Raw genomic sequence first — 14,793 nt, forward strand, 5'->3', positions numbered from 1 at the left:
AAGCACTAAACGGTGTCTGACACCCTTCACTCCACTAAATAACAAAATTTTGAGAAAAGAATGAATAAAAGGTTCAGATTTCAAGGTGACGGGTGTAGAATTCCCTTATTATCGATTTGTGAGGAGTGAAACAGAATGAAGATGTTAGAGAAAATCAGTAGTTTTATGGGGAGTTCTTTTGCCATTTGGGTTATATTATTCGCGGTCTTATCATTTATTTTCCCTGGAGGTTTCACTTGGATCGCTCCTTACATTGTGCCGCTTCTCGGAATTATCATGTTCGGTATGGGACTGACGCTTTCGAAATCCGATTTCGCCGAAGTGTTTAAGAGGCCTAAAGACGTAGCAGCCGGTGTGGTTGCTCAGTTTACCATCATGCCATTACTCGCATTTGCACTAGCGATGCTACTTCCTGTTTCACCAGAAGTAGCTGCAGGGGTAATCCTGGTTGGGTGTTGTCCTGGAGGAACATCCTCAAACGTAATGACTTATTTATCAAAAGGAGATACAGCTCTATCAGTAGCAATCACAGCTGTTTCTACTTTATTAGCACCACTATTAACTCCAGTGCTTGTCTTGTTATTTGCAAGCCAGTGGCTACCAGTGTCAGCAGGTTCTTTATTCCTATCGATTGTAAAAATCGTCATCGTCCCAATCGTTCTTGGACTAATTGTTAAAGCCGCGCTAGGCAAAAAGAGCGAAGCCGGTATTAAAGCAATGCCTATCGTATCAGTAGTTGCCATAGTTGCAATTGTGGCAGCTGTTGTAAGTTTGAATCAGGCTAAAATCGCTGAGACAGGAGCGCTGATCTTCGCGATTGTCGTTCTACACAACGTACTCGGTTACGGTGTAGGCTACGGGATCGCAAAGCTTATGGGGATGGATCCATCCAAACAACGCGCTGTGTCTATCGAAGTTGGCATGCAAAATTCAGGTCTAGGTGCCTCACTAGCAGCTGCGCACTTCAGCCCACTTGCCGCTGTACCAAGCGCCATCTTCAGCGTATGGCACAACATCTCAGGACCTATTATCGCCACCCTTTACCGTAAGCAAAAAGAAAAAAGCGAAACCAAGCAAAACCTAACAAAATCCGCCTAACCAAAGCGCCCTCTCTATACAGAGGGCGCTTTATTACATCACAGACTCACAGCGTGCCAGACACCCTGCGACACTCCACCGCACTAAAGCGTGTCTGACACCCTTCACCACTCTAAAGCACTTCCGCGTGTCTGGCACCCTTCTCTCCTTTAAAGCATGACAATATTCCCATTTCAGGTGTTTTCTTGCCTTTTCTGCTAAATATTGATAAAATTATATGAAAATTTATAAAATTCTTAATGCTAGATTACTAGAGGAGGATCACACCTATGAAGCTCTACCTATCAGTGGATATGGAAGGAATCACAGGTTTGCCGAATATTACGTATATTGACTCGGCAAAGCATAATTATGAGCGCGGACGAAGAATTATGACCGAAGAGACAAATTACGTCATTCAGTCAGCGTTCGACAACAATGCGAAAGAAATACTCGTAAATGACAGCCACTCCAAAATGGACAACCTTCTCATAGAAGAACTCCATCCCGAAGCAAAGCTTATCACAGGTGACGTTAAACCGTTCTCGATGATGCAAGGACTTGATGACTCATACGAAGGAGCCATGTTTGTAGGCTACCACGCCCGAGCTGCACAAAAAGGCGTGATGTCTCATTCCATGATTTTCGGTGTACGTAATTTCTACATAAATGATGTTGCCGTGGGAGAACTTGGTTTAAATGCATATCTAGCAGGCTATTACGGGGTTCCTGTACTAATGGTAGCCGGCGACGACCAGGCAGCGCAGGAAGCAGAAGCACTTATTCCAAACATAACGACTGCTCCAGTGAAAGAAACGATCTCTCGCTCTTCTGTAAAGAGTCTAACGCCTATAAAAGCAGGAGAACTACTTCAACAAAAGACAACACAAGCACTTCAAAACCGTCACAACGTAGAACCACTCGTTCCACCTAAACAACCTACATTACGAATTGAGTTCACCAACTACGGAGAAGCCGAATGGGCAAACTTAATGCCTGGCACAGAACTTGAGCCCAATTCAACGACAGTGAAATTCCAGGCGAAAGACATGCTTGAAGCTTATCAAGCCATGCTCGTCATGACAGAACTCGCGATGCAAACCAAATTCCGTTAGGAGGAAAACAACTATGCTCAAGTACATTGTGAAACGTTTTTTCCTCATGATCCTAACGATCTTTATCATTGCAACCTTAACTTTCTTTCTCATGAACGCCATACCAGGGTCACCATTTAATGAAGAGAAAACGAGCAATGCCGTCGTTCAAGAAAACTTAGAAAAACACTTCAACCTAGATAAACCACTTCCAGTCCAATATGTACTCTACCTTAAATCCATCATTACTTTTGATTTCGGACCATCTATTAAACAACCAACAGAAACAGTAAACTCCCTGCTTGGCCGAGGGTTTCCAATCTCAGCCGAACTCGGAATATGGACCATCCTTGTAGCACTCGTATCAGGAATCACTCTAGGCGTCGTCGCTGCACTACGGCATAACAAATTAATCGATTATACTGCCATGACGATAGCGGTTCTTGGAATTTCCATACCGAACTTTGTGTTAGCAACGCTTGTCATCCAAGTCATTGCAGTAGATCTTAAGCTACTACCAGCTGCCACATGGAACAGCCCACAGCACATGATTTTGCCTATTATCGCGCTCGCAACAGGACCGATGGCCATCATTGCAAGGCTGACCCGCTCAAGTATGCTAGAAACACTGACTCAAGACTACATAAAAACCGCACGCGCGAAAGGATTATCTCCTTTTAAAATCGTCGTGAAGCATGCGCTACGAAATGCGCTTATGCCTGTAGTCACCATACTTGGAACCTTACTCGCAGGGATCTTAACAGGGACATTCGTTATTGAGAAAATCTTCGCCATCCCTGGCATGGGTAAATATTTCGTCCAGGGCATCAACCAGCGCGATTACCCTGTCATTATGGGTACAACCGTCTTTTACAGTACATTTCTCGTCTTGATGTTATTCCTAGTCGATATCATGTACGGCGTTTTAGACCCTCGTATCAAATTGCATAAAAAAGGAGGAGAATAGGGTGCTCACTGAAACGAAAGAAACCAAAGACCAACACACACCCTCCACCTCTTCGGAAATTCCAGATGAATGGTTTAAACCGAAAGAGAAAGACGCCGAGGGCGCCGAGACCGTGGTCCGCCCCTCTCTTTCCTATTGGCAAGACGCTTGGCGACGCTTAAGAGGGAATACGCTCGCTATGGCAGGACTCGTTTTTCTAATTTTACTTGGCCTTATGGCGATTTTTGGTCCGATTTTCTCCCCTTACACAGTAAGTCAGGGGAATTTGCCCGAACAGAACTTGCCCCCATCTGCCGACCACTGGTTTGGCACAGATAACCTTGGCCGCGACGTATTCACAAGAACATGGTACGGAGCACGCATTTCCTTATTCGTAGGCCTTATGGCTGCTATTATCGACTTCTTTATCGGAGTTACCTACGGAGGAATTGCCGGCTACAAAGGAGGACGCACGGACAACGTCATGATGCGAATCATTGAAATCTTGTACGGCCTTCCGTACCTGCTCGTTGTCATCTTACTACTAGTTGTATTAGGCCCAAGTTTATTTACGATTATCGTTGCCCTAACCGTAACAGGGTGGGTCGGAATGGCCAGAATTGTCCGAGGACAAGTGCTACAAATCAAACAAAATGAATTCGTACTCGCCTCGCAATCATTTGGAACAAAGACGAGCCGTATCATTCGAAAAAATTTACTTCCAAATACGATGGGACCAATTATCGTACAAATGACGCTAACTGTTCCAACAGCCATTTTCGCAGAAGCCTTCCTTAGCTTCTTGGGCCTTGGCATACAGTCACCATTCGCAAGCTGGGGTGTTATGGCAAACGATGCATTAGGCGTTATTTTATCAGGAGATTGGTGGCGACTTTTCTTCCCAGCATTCTTTATTTCAGCCACAATGTTTGCGTTTAACGTACTAGGCGACGGACTACAGGACGCACTCGATCCGAAGTTAAGGAGGTAACCTCAAGTGGAAAAAATACTCGATATCAAAGACCTCCACGTTTCGTTTACAACCTATGGAGGCGAAGTCCAAGCCGTTCGCGGTGTCAATCTGGACCTTCATAAAGGAGAAACACTCGCCATCGTTGGAGAATCAGGGTGCGGGAAAAGTGTAACCGCCAACAGCATTATGAAGCTCATCCCTTCCCCGCCCGGAAAAATCACAAAGGGTTCGATTCATTTTAAGGATCAGGACCTGACCAAGATGTCCAATAAAGACATCAGAAAGATTCGCGGCGTAGATATCTCAATGATCTTCCAAGACCCTATGACCGCGCTCAACCCAACCCTAACAGTTGGTGATCAGCTTACTGAAGGGCTTAAGCAACACAAAAAGATCTCATCAAATGAGGCGAATGAACAAGCCATTGAAATGCTGAATCTAGTTGGAATTCCAAATCCAAAAGAACGCATGAAGCAACACCCGCACCAATTTAGTGGTGGCATGAGACAACGCATTGTCATCGCCATGGCGCTTATTTGCGAGCCAGAGCTATTAATTGCAGACGAACCAACTACAGCTCTTGATGTTACGATTCAGGCCCAAATTCTCCAGCTTTTTAATAAAATTCAGGAGCAAACGGGCGTATCCATTATATTAATTACGCATGACCTTGGTGTCGTTGCAAAAATCGCTGATCGAATTGCCGTAATGTATGCCGGTAAAGTCATCGAGGTGGGTACCAGAAGAGAAATTTTTTATAGTCCACAACATCCCTATACACAAGGATTATTGAATTCTGTCCCTCGCCTTGATCAGCGGGGCGATGAATTAATTCCCATCAACGGTACACCGCCAGACTTATTCTCACCCCCAAAAGGGTGTCCTTTTACAGCACGGTGTCCAAAAGCCATGGAAGTGTGTGAAAACGTGTACCCCGTTCATACGAAGCTTAGCGAGACGCAAGAAGTGGATTGCTGGCTTCAGGATGAACGAGCAAAAAAATATATAGCTACATAAAAATCGAAAGGGGAAATTAGTATGAAGAAATGGTTAATGCTTCTACTCACAGTCCTATTCGCTTTCACCCTGGCTGCTTGTACAGCAACAGACAGCTCTGGTGACGGAGACAGTGACGAGACAGAAACAGAAAGCGAAGACAACAGCAGTGAAACAAACGAGGAAGCGAGCGGCGATGACGTTACAACGCTCAATCTAAACAACGGACAAAACCCAACATCGCTTGATCCTCCAAAAGGTTTCGATTCAGCTTCTTGGAACGTATTGAACAACTTAATGGAAGGTCTTACTCGTCTTGGTAAAGAACACACTCCAGAAGCAGCTACAGCTGAAGACTGGAAGGTTTCTGAAGACGGTACCGTTTACACGTTCATGATTCGCGACAACGCGAAATGGTCAAATGGTGACGATGTTACTGCAGGTGACTTCGTGTACGCATGGAAACGCCTTCTAGATCCTGAAACGGCTTCTCCAGCAGCTTTCCTAGGTTATTTTATTAAAGGCGGCGAAGCATTCAACAAAGGAGAAGGTTCTAAAGAAGACGTCATGGTAGAAGCTGTGAGTGAAAAAGAGTTAAAAGTAACGCTTGAAGCGCCAACTGGTTACTTCACTCATGTCATCTCAAACCCAGCCTTCTTCCCAATTAACGAAAGTGTTGCAACTGAAAACCCTGAATGGTTCGCTGAAGCTGACACATTCGTAGGAAACGGTCCTTTTAACCTTGCTGAATACAATAAAGATAAAGATATGCTTCTGAAGAAGAACGAAAACTACTGGGACGCTGAAACCGTTACTCTAGATCAAGTTCACTTCGCTATGGTAGACGACACCAACACCGAATACCAGCTATTTGAAAGTGGTGACCTTGATGTTTCTGAAATCCCTTCAGAAATGTCTGAGGAGTTAATTAATAGCGATGCGGTTTCCATTACAGAACAAGCTGGTACGTACTTCTACCGCTTTAACGTAACAGAAGAACCGTTCCAAAACGAAAAAATCCGTAAAGCATTCGCTCTTGCTGTAGACCAGCAGGAAATCGTTGAATTTGTCACGAAGAATAAAGAACAGCCAGCTTATGGTTTCGTTTCTTACGGATTCCAGGACCCATCTGGGAACGACTTCCGTGAACAAAACGGTAACATGCTTGAAACAGATCCAGAAAAAGCAAAACAGCTACTAGAAGAAGGTATGAAAGAAGAAGGCTATGATGAGCTTCCTGAAGTAACCCTTACGTATAACACTAGCGAATCACATAAAGCGATCGCTGAGGCGCTTCAACAGAAGTTCAAGACTGTTCTAGATGTAGAAATTGGCCTTGAAAATACAGAGTGGAACGTGTTCCTCCAAGACCAAAAAGACTTGAAACACCAACTATCTCGTAGTTCTTTCCTTGCTGACTACGGTGATCCAATCAACTTCTTAGAAAGCTTCACATCTGACTCTGTTATGAACCGTACAGGCTGGTCGAATGATCAGTATGACCAACTCATTGCAGATGCTAAAGCTGAATCAAACAATGAGAAGCGCTGGGAATTGATGTATGAGGCTGAGAAAGTATTATTTGAAGAAATGCCGATCTTCCCGGTTCACTTCTATAACCACGTGTTCCTTAACAAAGACAATGTATCAGATATCATCCGCCACCCAGTTGGTTATTTAGAACTGAAGTGGGCTTCTAAAGAATAACGCACATAAACAAGAATATAATTTGATCGAAAAGAGGCTCCCATTCCGGGCAAGCCTCTTTTCATCCTACATAAGGAAGGAAGAACGCTAGTGCTTATACCGAAACGCTTGAAAAAGGGCGACACGATTGGCGTCATTGCACCAGCCAGCCCTCCCAACTTAGACAATGTGAAAAAGGCGATCCCTTTTTTCGAACAAAAAGGACTCAACGTCAAATTAGGACCAAACGTATCTCGTACATACGGACATTTAGCCGGTACAGATGAAGAACGATTAAAGGATCTGCACGATTTCTTTCAAGACCCAAACATTGATGGCATCATCTGTGCAGGCGGTGGATATGGTACAGCCCGCATCGCAGATTTGATTGATTATGATTTAATACGAAACAACCCTAAGATCTTTTGGGGGTATAGCGACATTACATTTTTACATACAGCTATCAGGCAACAAACCGGACTTACAACGTTCCACGGTCCTATGCTTGGATCTGACATTGGGAAAGAAACCTTCGACGACCAATCAAGAGCGATGTTTGACCAACTTTTCTCTCCTCAAACGCTTAACTACGACGAATCCTTCTCCCCTTTACATATGATTTCAAAAGGAGAAGCTTCGGGTGAAATCGTCGGCGGTAACCTTTCATTACTCGTTACCTCCATCGGAACTTCGTTTGAGATTGACACAAAAGGGAAACTGTTACTTATCGAGGATATTGGTGAAGAGCCATATCGGATTGACTCTTTTTTAAACCAATTAAGACAGGCAGGAAAATTTGAAGATGCTGCCGGAGTGATTGTAGGGGATTTTTCAGAATCAGACCCGAAGAAAGAAGCTTCCCTCTCCTTAGATGAAGTGTTGCATTTTTATTTTGCCAATCTAAACAAACCTGTTCTATCAGGATTTAAAATCGGACACTGCCTCCCCCATTTCGCAATCCCTTTTGGGACGAAGGGGACCCTGTCTACTCCGAGTAAGACCCTTACTATTGAACCAGGCGTGTATTAACACTTCGAGAGGATGAACAACACCATGCAGATCAAATCGATCGAAACGTACCCTGTTGCTGAACCCCTGAAGAAGCCGTTTAAGACTGCTCTTCGTACAGTAACGGTTGCAGAAAGTATATATGTAAAAGTAACGTGCGATAATGGAATCATTGGTTGGGGTGAAGCACCACCAACTCATGTCATTACAGGTGAAAGTGTCGCAAGCATCGAATATGCCATTAGTCATATTATAAAACCTCTACTACTTGAGAAATCACTCTTGAACAGAGAAGCGCTATTCGAATCCTTAGCTCAATCAATGGTTGGCAATACAAGTGCAAAAGCCGCTGTTGATATGGCGCTTCACGATTGCTTCGCTCAAGCATGTGGACTGCCCCTTTACCAGTTGCTCGGCGGATACAAATCAGAACTCGAGACAGACTATACGGTTAGCGTGAATGACCCAGAGGAAATGGCTGCTGATGCCACACAATATATTCAAGATGGCTTTAATGTTTTAAAAGTTAAAGTGGGCAAAGATGAAATTGAAAAAGATATTGAGCGTATCAGAAAGATTCGAGAAAAGATTGGCCATGAACCCACCATTCGCCTTGATGCGAATCAAGGATGGACAGTGAAAGAAGCTACTTATGCGATTCAACGAATGGAAGAGTTAGACCTACGAATTGAGCTTGTTGAGCAGCCTGTAAAAGCACATGATATCGAAGGGCTAAAGAGAGTAACCGATGGGACTCAAACATCGATTATGGCCGATGAGAGCGTTTTCTCCCCCCATCAGGCGAAACAAGTGCTAGAGACGAGAAGTGCTGATCTTATTAATATTAAACTCATGAAATCAGGCGGTATTCATCAAGCCATGCAGATTAATAAACTAGCAGAAAGTTACGGCGTTCCTTGTATGGTTGGTAGCATGATTGAAACGAAGATCGGCATTACAGCTGCAGCTCATTTTGCCGCCAGTCAAAAAAATGTTCGCTTCGTAGACTTTGATGCGCCACTCATGCTTTTGAACGATTCGATTGAAGGCGGCGTCATGTATAACGGTCGCCATATAACATTTTCAGAAGGCGCTGGTCTTGGCATCACATCTGTAAACCTTGATCAAGTTCTTTCCTAAACCCATAAGGAGGCAATCCAAATGAGTCAAGAGACAGTAACAAGCACGACCTGGGTCGTCCAAGTACCCGTTGCAACCGTATGGACATCACCAGAATCCCCACGTGAAATTGATGCACCAGGCATTTCAAATCCGATCGACTTACAACAATGGCACACCAGTCTAACGTACGAGCCTAGGCTTGCCTTAAGTGACGAAAACTTAATTCAATCCCAGCTTTTATACGGCGAAGAGGTTTTACTAGTCGATATCCAAGGGGAGTGGGCACACATCATTGTTCCGACCCAACCCTCCAGAAAAGATGAACGAGGCTACCCTGGCTGGGTTCCTCTCACCCAATTAAGAGAACTGCCAAGTGAATCATGGACAGGTAATGGAGTGGCTGTTGTAAAAACAAGACAAGCTACTTTATACGACCCCTACAAGAAACCTTTCCTTGATGTGAGTTATTTAACGACACTCCCGGTGCAAACGAAAGAAGAAGATTTCGTTGGCGTATTAAGTCCACACGGAGGTGGCTATTTCTCTGTTGAGGAGGTCGCGGTCTACCCTTCCCTTGAAGATATTCCAAAAGGGACAGGTGAAGATATCTTGAAATCTGGCGAGGTATTTGTCGACCTCCCATACTTCTGGGGTGGCATGAGTTCGTTTGGTTACGATTGTTCAGGTTTCACCTACAACATGCACAAAGCTCAAGGGTACGAAATCCCTCGTGACGCGCACGACCAAGCCGAAAGTGGCCAACAGGTAGACCTTGATCACCTACAGCCAGGTGACTTGTTGTTCTTTGCCTATGATGAAGGAAAAGGCAAGTTACACCACGTCGGCCTTTACTACGGAGATGGGAAAATGCTTCACTCCCCTAATACAGGTAAAAACATCGAGATCATTGACCTTAAAGACACGATCTATGAAAAAGAACTGTGCAGCGCGCGCCGCTATTGGGAGGAGAAAGAAGAAGACGTATGAAAAACGAAGCAATCTTACAAGTAAAAGATATTAAAAAGCACTTTGATCTTGGGCGCGGACAGGTATTGAAGGCAGTAGATGGCATTAGTTTTGACATCTACAACGGTGAAACATTTGGCCTTGTTGGAGAATCAGGCTGTGGGAAATCAACGGCAGGACGTACCATTATGGGGCTCTACAACCGGACGGACGGTGAAGTTCTCTATAATGGGAAAAACGTTCACGAGCTTCAAGGGAAAGAAGAATTTGAACTGAAGCGCAACATGCAGATGATTTTCCAGGATCCCTATGCGTCTTTAAATCCCCGTTCAACGGTTGCTGAAATTATCGCAGAACCGCTAGAAGTTCACGGTATTTATAAGGATCAAAAAGAAAAAATGAAGCGCATTTATGAGCTTCTTGAAGAAGTCGGCTTAACCCGCGATCACGCAAACCGCTATCCGCATGAATTTAGTGGCGGACAAAGACAGCGAATTGGGATTGCACGAGCGCTTGCACTAGACCCTGAAATCATCATCGCTGATGAACCCATATCAGCACTTGATGTTTCCGTTCAGGCTCAGGTTGTGAATCTATTAGAAAAGCTCCAAAGAGAAAAAGGACTGACGTACCTATTTATTGCCCATGATTTGTCGATGGTTCAGCACATCTCCGACCGTATCGGCGTCATGTACCTTGGCAATATGGTAGAACTAACAGATGCTGAGGAGCTTTATAAAAACCCGCTTCATCCTTACACGAAAGCCCTACTCTCTGCCGTCCCGATACCGGACCCTGATATCGAGGACGAACGAGAGCAGATCGTTATAGAGGGCGAACTGCCAAGCCCGATTAACCCGCCAAGCGGCTGCGTCTTCCGTACACGCTGCCCGATGGCCATGGAAGCCTGCGCTGAAACAGTACCAAAATGGCAACAAGTTACGAAAAACCACTACGTTGCCTGCCACCTCTACAACGAGGACATCGAAGACAAAACCCCAATCAACGACACAAAAAGCGGCATGACAGTAAACATCCGCTAACCATAAAAACCGGCTCCCTTAAAAGGAAGCCGGTTTTTTAACGCCCTTTCGCTTTACTACGCTAAAGCGTGTCAGACACCCGTCTTTGCTCTAAAGCACTGAAGGGTGTCTGACACCCTTCACTTCTCTACCAGAGTAACGCATTGATTCTTTTCTTCCTTTTACTAAAAGTTTAAAAATTTTATGTTAAAACATTCCTAATATATTCCGATAAACAGTAAGTCGGCCATTGTTCCTAGGCATGACTATTCACCTCACCTTAAACAAGGCTGATTACTCTTTGTGCATTAGGAGGACAAGCATTTACCACAATTTAGATTTACAACCATTTAGCAAAGAGGAAATTGAACAATTGCTACGGGAGTTATGCACATCAGAAGAATTAATCAGAATAGAACAAAATCATCGTAGCGTCGTTATATTCACACCATCAGGAGGCCAAACTTGAAGAAATCAAAAAAAGCAAGAAAGTTTAAACTTAACACCGTAAAATCAAAAATGATCGTCGTAATGTCCCTTTTAGCCATCATCCCTCTTCTTACATTAGGAATTGTTTCGATTATGAAAACAGAAGCGATTATTAAAAATGAAGTGAAAGAATCATCTCTTCAGGTTGTGAGAGAAGTAGATAATGGTCTGACAAACCTTTTTGAAGGCATCGAGGGTCAAATGAATTTATTGGCCAGCAATATAAATTTCACCGATTATTACAGCAATGAAAATAACAGTACTTACGCTTCTTATTTACTACAAGGGACACGTGATACCCGAGAAGATTATAAGCACGTTTATTTTGCAACCGACCGCGGAGATTTGCTCATGGCGCCTAAAGAAGCTTCCTCCTCTCTACCAGATGACTTTGATCCAACCAGTCGTCCTTGGTACAAAAACGCTGTCGGACAGCAAGGAGAGCTTATTATTGGCGAGCCCTACCAAGATGAATCAACCGGTAACACAATTGTAACCCTATCCAAATCTGTTGAAAAAGAAGGCAAGGTCGCCGGAGTAATCGGCATTGATATTAACCTTACCGATATCGCAAAAATGACAAATGATATCGTAATTGGGCATGAAGGCTACGTGGTCCTTGTGGGCAACAACGGGCAATTAATCACTCATCCTGACACATCTTTAATCGGATCAGATACCCTTAAAGAGATCGGGATTTGGGCTCACCTCAGTCAAAATGTAGAAGGAACAAAAGAGTATACGTATAACGAAGAACACAAGGCCTCTGTCTTCACAACAAATGAAGTAACAGGCTGGAAAGTTCTATCCACGCTAGAAAACAGTGAATTTGCACAACGAACAAGTAGTATTAAAACCATTACGCTTGTTATGTGCATCGTCTTTGTCATCATTGCCTTACTTACAGCCTGGATCGTCAGTCAAAAAATCTCTAAAAATATTAACAAGGTTCGAAGTTCCTTTAATCAAGCAGCAGAGGGAGATTTGACTACTCGTGTATCCTTGAAAGCAAATGACGAGTTCAAAGATCTAGAGCATAGCTTTAATGAAATGATGGATGACTTATCAAGTGCATTGAGTTCAGTAGAAAGCTCTTCTAATACAACACTTGAAACCGCTACGTACCTTTCTACCATCACAACAGAGACATCAGCTTCCATAACGCAGGTGGCTTCTGCAATTGGAGATGTCGCAGAAGGAGCTTCCTCTCAAGCTGAGAATTCTCAAAAAAGCTCAGAAGAAATGAGTGAGTTATCCAACCAGTTGGACCAAATAGCTGAAGCAACAGAGGAAATGAATCAAGTCAGCACCCACTCGGCCGATCTTGGAACGAGCGGACTGAAACAAGTTGAAATTTTGACTCAAAAATCTCAAGAAACAAAAGACTCCTCTCAAACAGTAGGATCGATTGTGGAGGAGATCGATTCAAATATGCAGGAGATCAATGCTTTTGTCACAACTATCTCAAACATTACAGAACAAACGAATTTACTAGCTTTAAATGCCTCAATAGAAGCAGCCAGAGCCGGTGAACATGGCAAAGGTTTCGCGGTCGTAGCTGAAGAAGTGCGTAAATTAGCAGAAGAATCTAAAGCCTCCGCTAATCAGGTAACGAGCATTATAGAAAAGATTCAAACCGTTGTAGACCAAGCAGTTCAAGCAGTAGGAGAGACAAACGGAATCGTCGAGGACCAAGAAGACGCAGTCAAACAAACGAAAACCATCTTCTCCGATATCGTTACTGCCTTAAACGGGGTTGCTACTCAAGCCCGCACTGTAAAAGAGTCCGTAGTCATAAGCCAGGAAAATAAAGAAGCAGTGCTTGGCGAAATACAAAACATATCAGCCCTATCACAACAAACCGCTTCCTCATCCGAAGAAGTATCCGCTTCATCAGAAGAAATTTCAGCAACCATGGAAGAGTTCGCAAAGCACGCAACAGGCTTACAAGACCTATCACAACACCTCGACCAAGAAATGAAGAAATTTAAATTTAACTAAACTAAAAAGGCATCCTATCGACAGCACTTTATTACTTTAGAGAACCACCGGGTGCCAGACACCCTTTATAGCTTTAAAGCACTGCTCGGTGTCTGACACCCTGAACTACTTTACCGTACAAAAGCTCCCAGAAGACAATTCAAAAAAGTGATGCCTTATGAACCAGGCATCACTTTTTTGAATTAATTATCCTGTTGTCCGTCTACTTCGAGGTGGTCTTGAAGCGTATTGGTATGGTCATTTAATTCTTGCTCAGATGGCAAGTAGTACCACAAGCCATTTATACGTTCACCTGTTCCTTGCTCAAATCTCATTTGATCGATGTTATGCTGCATTCCTTTATAACGTTTTTGGATGCTTACCATCTCTTCAAAGGTTAAGTTCGTCTTAATCGTCTCACCGACCGCATTAAATAGACTATCGAACTTCCACATGGATTGCACGCGAGCACCTTTATCGATAACTGCTTGAATGATTTGCTTCTGGCGATCCTGTCGACCAAAGTCACCACGCGGGTCTGCATAACGAATACGAGTATAAGTCAATGCCTCTTCCCCATCTAACGTAATTTCACCCTCAGGGAATGTATTCCCATTCTCCGAAAGTTCATAAGGGTTGTCCACCGTAACACCACCAACGGCATCCACAATTTTTTGGAACCCTTGCATGTTCACTTTCACATAATAATCAATCGGGATGTCCAGGAAATTCTCAACTGTATCAACAGCCATAGGGACTTCCCCCCACGCATACGCATGATTAATCTTTTCAACCGTTCCTCGACCAGCAAGTTCTGTTCTCGTATCACGAGGAATGCTTAACATCTTGATAGACTCTTTAGCTGGATTCACCGTCAATACAATCATCGTATCCGATCGACCTGAATCACTCTCTCTTTCATCAACCCCTAGTAACAGAACGGAAAATGGAGGTGCGTCTTTCACATCATCTTTCTTTGAAACCACATCAACACGCTTGTCCGTGTCCCCCTCTAGGGGTTCATACACTTGGTCCATCGTAGTTTGAAAAGATTGATAGATTGAATAAGCATAAACCAATCCTCCTACAATGAGGACAGCTAAAATCATCATACTAATTTTAAATAAACGGCTTTTTTTCTTCTTTTTCTTTCTATCTTGCCTGCTACTCACTCTTTGCTCGCTCCTTCTTAAAACATGTAACTCTCCACATTTTACCATAGACCACTCTAATTGGGCGCTACCTATTATTTCCTAAAACAAATATCTTCTTAACCATTGCTTGTTCTCATAATCACATATGATTCCCACTTAAATTTCACTATAACAAACTTTTAAAGAACAACTAACCCCACAAGAAAACTGTTTAAAAAATCCTATTAAAGAAACTAAAAACAATTCTTATAGAACCCTCAACAAATCTATTTTATCATCG

The 14,793-nt window shown here is 43.5% G+C and carries 12 protein-coding genes; 11 read left to right on the forward strand and 1 reads right to left on the reverse strand.

Going from position 1 to position 14,793, the window contains the following annotated elements:
• Nucleotides 1-135 precede the first annotated feature (135 nt).
• The 11 genes from IMZ31_RS16495 (at nt 136) to IMZ31_RS16545 (ending at nt 13,380) form a co-directional block, all read left to right on the forward strand.
• Nucleotides 136-1,098 (forward strand): bile acid:sodium symporter family protein, encoded by a 963-nt coding sequence (locus tag IMZ31_RS16495; RefSeq protein WP_207528347.1) that lies wholly within the window; start codon nt 136-138, stop codon nt 1,096-1,098.
• 269 nt (nt 1,099-1,367) lie between these two features.
• Entirely contained in the window at nt 1,368-2,192 is an 825-nt protein-coding gene (locus IMZ31_RS16500; protein ID WP_207528348.1) for a M55 family metallopeptidase, read from the forward strand.
• A gap of 13 nt (nt 2,193-2,205) precedes the next feature.
• A complete protein-coding gene (locus IMZ31_RS16505; RefSeq protein ID WP_207528349.1) occupies nt 2,206-3,138 on the forward strand; it encodes an ABC transporter permease in 933 nt (310 codons plus the stop codon).
• A gap of 1 nt (nt 3,139) precedes the next feature.
• Nucleotides 3,140-4,108, forward strand: a complete 969-nt coding sequence (locus tag IMZ31_RS16510) for an ABC transporter permease (RefSeq protein WP_036783077.1) — start codon at nt 3,140-3,142, stop codon at nt 4,106-4,108.
• 6 nt (nt 4,109-4,114) lie between these two features.
• On the forward strand, nt 4,115-5,107 hold the full coding sequence (locus IMZ31_RS16515) for an ABC transporter ATP-binding protein (protein WP_207528350.1): 993 nt from the start codon (nt 4,115-4,117) through the stop codon (nt 5,105-5,107).
• A 21-nt stretch (nt 5,108-5,128) separates the two neighbouring features.
• On the forward strand, nt 5,129-6,793 hold the full coding sequence (locus IMZ31_RS16520) for a peptide ABC transporter substrate-binding protein (protein ID WP_207528351.1): 1,665 nt from the start codon (nt 5,129-5,131) through the stop codon (nt 6,791-6,793).
• A gap of 90 nt (nt 6,794-6,883) precedes the next feature.
• Nucleotides 6,884-7,801 carry a S66 peptidase family protein gene (locus IMZ31_RS16525; RefSeq protein ID WP_207528352.1) on the forward strand — a complete coding sequence of 306 codons (918 nt, stop codon included), beginning with the start codon at nt 6,884-6,886 and terminating at the stop codon, nt 7,799-7,801.
• A 24-nt stretch (nt 7,802-7,825) separates the two neighbouring features.
• Nucleotides 7,826-8,920 (forward strand): mandelate racemase/muconate lactonizing enzyme family protein, encoded by a 1,095-nt coding sequence (locus IMZ31_RS16530; protein WP_207528353.1) that lies wholly within the window; start codon nt 7,826-7,828, stop codon nt 8,918-8,920.
• A 21-nt stretch (nt 8,921-8,941) separates the two neighbouring features.
• Nucleotides 8,942-9,889, forward strand: coding sequence for a C40 family peptidase (locus IMZ31_RS16535; protein ID WP_207528354.1), 948 nt, complete (start codon nt 8,942-8,944; stop codon nt 9,887-9,889).
• Nucleotides 9,886-10,911, forward strand: a complete 1,026-nt coding sequence (locus IMZ31_RS16540) for an ABC transporter ATP-binding protein (protein ID WP_207528355.1) — start codon at nt 9,886-9,888, stop codon at nt 10,909-10,911. The genes IMZ31_RS16535 and IMZ31_RS16540 overlap by 4 nt, the downstream gene beginning before the upstream one ends.
• 444 nt (nt 10,912-11,355) lie before the next feature.
• Nucleotides 11,356-13,380, forward strand: a complete 2,025-nt coding sequence (locus tag IMZ31_RS16545) for a methyl-accepting chemotaxis protein (protein ID WP_207528356.1) — start codon at nt 11,356-11,358, stop codon at nt 13,378-13,380.
• A gap of 182 nt (nt 13,381-13,562) precedes the next feature.
• Here IMZ31_RS16545 and IMZ31_RS16550 read toward each other — a convergent pair whose 3' ends face one another.
• The gene (locus tag IMZ31_RS16550; protein WP_305849395.1) at nt 13,563-14,531 is read right to left on the reverse strand and encodes an LCP family glycopolymer transferase; all 969 of its coding nucleotides are present in this window, start codon (nt 14,529-14,531) and stop codon (nt 13,563-13,565) included.
• Between the last annotated feature and the right edge of the window lie 262 nt (nt 14,532-14,793).

The organism is Pontibacillus sp. ALD_SL1, from assembly GCF_017355605.1.

Excerpts from the sequence above, each read along its gene's own strand:
- IMZ31_RS16495 (WP_207528347.1), top strand. The coding sequence starts at position 136 with ATGAAGATGTTAGAGAAAATCAGTAGTTTTATGGGGAGTTCTTTTGCC.
- IMZ31_RS16500 (WP_207528348.1), top strand. The coding sequence starts at position 1,368 with ATGAAGCTCTACCTATCAGTGGATATGGAAGGAATCACAGGTTTGCCG.
- IMZ31_RS16505 (WP_207528349.1), top strand. The coding sequence starts at position 2,206 with ATGCTCAAGTACATTGTGAAACGTTTTTTCCTCATGATCCTAACGATC.
- IMZ31_RS16520 (WP_207528351.1), top strand. The coding sequence starts at position 5,129 with ATGAAGAAATGGTTAATGCTTCTACTCACAGTCCTATTCGCTTTCACC.
- IMZ31_RS16530 (WP_207528353.1), top strand. The coding sequence starts at position 7,826 with ATGCAGATCAAATCGATCGAAACGTACCCTGTTGCTGAACCCCTGAAG.
- IMZ31_RS16535 (WP_207528354.1), top strand. The coding sequence starts at position 8,942 with ATGAGTCAAGAGACAGTAACAAGCACGACCTGGGTCGTCCAAGTACCC.
- IMZ31_RS16540 (WP_207528355.1), top strand. The coding sequence starts at position 9,886 with ATGAAAAACGAAGCAATCTTACAAGTAAAAGATATTAAAAAGCACTTT.